This is a genomic window from Nioella ostreopsis (genome assembly GCF_004000255.1).
GTDB lineage: Bacteria > Pseudomonadota > Alphaproteobacteria > Rhodobacterales > Rhodobacteraceae > Nioella > Nioella ostreopsis.
This window is the reverse complement of record NZ_RCIQ01000050.1, coordinates 1-2,052: the sequence shown is the minus strand read 5'-3', so window position 1 is coordinate 2,052 and position 2,052 is coordinate 1. Positions and strand designations below refer to the sequence as shown.

Here is a 2,052-nt window from a genome sequence, read left to right as displayed (position 1 = left end):
GCTCCGCCGACGCGGAGCTTTTGGCGTTTTGGCCCCCAGAGGCCATTCGGGCGACCTGATGGGTCGGGGCGTCCGTCGCCAGCAGCAGCAGGCTCGCCAAGGCGCCGTGCAGGTCGATCGTCATCCCTGGTCCCTCCGTGCGTGGGGTCAGCACGATCTTCTCGATCAGCCCCCGGATCGCTTCTCTGGCTTCTTCCATCCCCTCGCTCTCCGCGAGGCCCTGGATCAGGGCTGCAACACGCTCCCGGTAGGTCTCGGACATCTTCGGGTGCAGCCGGACCGGGGCAGGGGAGGCATCGGCCAGGGCCAGCTGCGCTTCCAGTTCCTTCCGCCGCGCGTCCAGCGCGTTCATCTTGTCCTTCACCTGGTCCGCCGGAACGCCTGCGATGATTGCATCCACCAGTTTGGCGTGGTCGCGCTTGGTCGTGGCCAGCTCCTTCTCCATCGTCGTGCGGGTCGTGGTTGCCGCCGCCGCGAGTCGGTTGCGCTCCGCTGTATAGGCCTCGCAGAAGGCCGCGACCGCCTCGGGGTCCATCAGGTGGTGGGCCAGCGCGTCCAAGACGCGAGCTTCCAGGTCCTTCTGCTTGATCGTCACCATATTGGTGCAGATCGCCTTGCCCTTGTTCCGGGCTGCCGAGCAGCCGAAGCTGTCCTTTTGAACCTTCGAGAAGCCGGCCCCGCAGCAGCCGCATTCCATCAACCCCGAAAACAGCGTCCGCGGGCGGCGCCGGTCCCAGACCGGAACGCCCGTCTCCTTCGACTTCAGCGCCCCCCTGTCGGGCCCGGACCTTTTCCCAGAGGGCATCGTCGATGATGCGCAGGTCAGGCACCTCGGTGATCACCCAGTCACTCTCAGGGTTCAGTCGGGAAACCCGCTTTCCGGTGGTCGGATCCTTAACGTAGCGCAAGCGATTCCAGATCTGGCGACCGATATAGAGTTGATTGTTGATGACCCCAGTGCCGCGCTCCCGGTTCCCGTGGATGGTCGAGGCTCCCCATTGTCCGCCTTGCGGGCCGGGGATGCCTTCGACGTTCAGCGCCTCGGCGATCTTCTTGGGTGAGATCCCCTTGGCGTAGTCCTGAAAGATGCGGCGGACCACGGCCGCTTCCTCGGCGTTGAGCACCCTGTCCCCCCGGATCGGCTCGCCGTTCGGGGCAATCTTGTGCACCGCAGAATACCCGTAGGTCAGGCCGCCGGCGCTCTTTCCCGCCAAGGCCCTCCCTTTGAGGCCGCGGTGGGTTTTGACGGCCAGGTCCTTCAGGAAAAGCGCATTCATGGTGCCCTTAATGCCGATGTGCATCTCGCTGATGGCGCCCTCCGACACAGTCTCGATCATGACTTCCGCAAAAAGAAGCGACTGGTAGATCTGCGCGATGTCCGCCTGATTCCGGCTGAGGCGGTCCAATGCCTCGGAGATCACGATGTCGAAGCTGCCGGAGCGAGACTCCCGCAGCAGTTTTTGCACGCCCGGACGGATCAGGCTTGCTCCCGACACCGCCCGGTCCGAATAGGTCTCGACCACCGTCAGCCCCTGCCGCGCCGCGTACTCCCGGCACGACCGGATCTGGTCCTCGATCGAGGCGTCCCGCTGCATGTCCGTCGAAAACCTGGCGTAGATCGCGGCGCGCAACTGTTCCGTCATGGGCTCTTCCTCCTCAGTCGTTCTGTGAGACCGGCCGCCCGGTTGTCCGGGTGGACGCGTCGTGATCGGCCTGCGCCGCCGCCCGGGCCAGCGCCCGGATCATCTCCAGCCACTGGACCTGTGCCGCGGAAATCGATGCCATCGCATCGGCCTGTGCGCCAGGCTGTTCGGCCTGACCCTCACGCCTGATCCGCTTCTGCGGCTGCCGCGCAGCCTCATCGGTATCCCTGGCGCTCTTGGTGGGGTGCACCCCGCGCCCGGTCCGATCTTCCGTCTTCCCCGTCCGGGCTGCGCCCGGCTCATGCTGCGTCCGCGCAGCCCGATTCCTGTTCATCCATGGTCATCCCGCCTCCCTCCCACCCGATTCTGGGGCGTGATCAAGGACAAGATCCGCGGGGCTTCTGCCCCC

General features: G+C 65.8%; 2 protein-coding genes and 1 pseudogene (1 of these 3 only partly in view). All 3 read right to left on the bottom strand.

The features are described 5' to 3' along the window. On the bottom strand, positions 1–697 hold the 5' portion of the coding sequence (locus EP237_RS22530) for a recombinase zinc ribbon domain-containing protein (protein ID WP_476703639.1). 14 nt of this gene lie to the left of the window's left edge; 697 of the gene's 711 nt are visible here — the first part of the coding sequence; the start codon lies at positions 695–697; the stop codon falls past the left edge of the window. Positions 698–836: 139 nt separating this feature from the next. Beyond that, positions 837–1,595, bottom strand: a pseudogene (locus EP237_RS23870) (recombinase family protein); the annotation flags it as partial. A 61-nt stretch (positions 1,596–1,656) separates the two neighbouring features. Further along, entirely contained in the window at positions 1,657–1,785 is a 129-nt protein-coding gene (locus tag EP237_RS23750; protein WP_276317022.1) for a hypothetical protein, read from the bottom strand. Between the last annotated feature and the right edge of the window lie 267 nt (positions 1,786–2,052).

Bases quoted from the DNA above. Each gene is read 5' to 3' on its own strand.
- EP237_RS23750 (WP_276317022.1), bottom strand. From the start codon at position 1,785: ATGGCATCGATTTCCGCGGCACAGGTCCAGTGGCTGGAGATGATCCGG.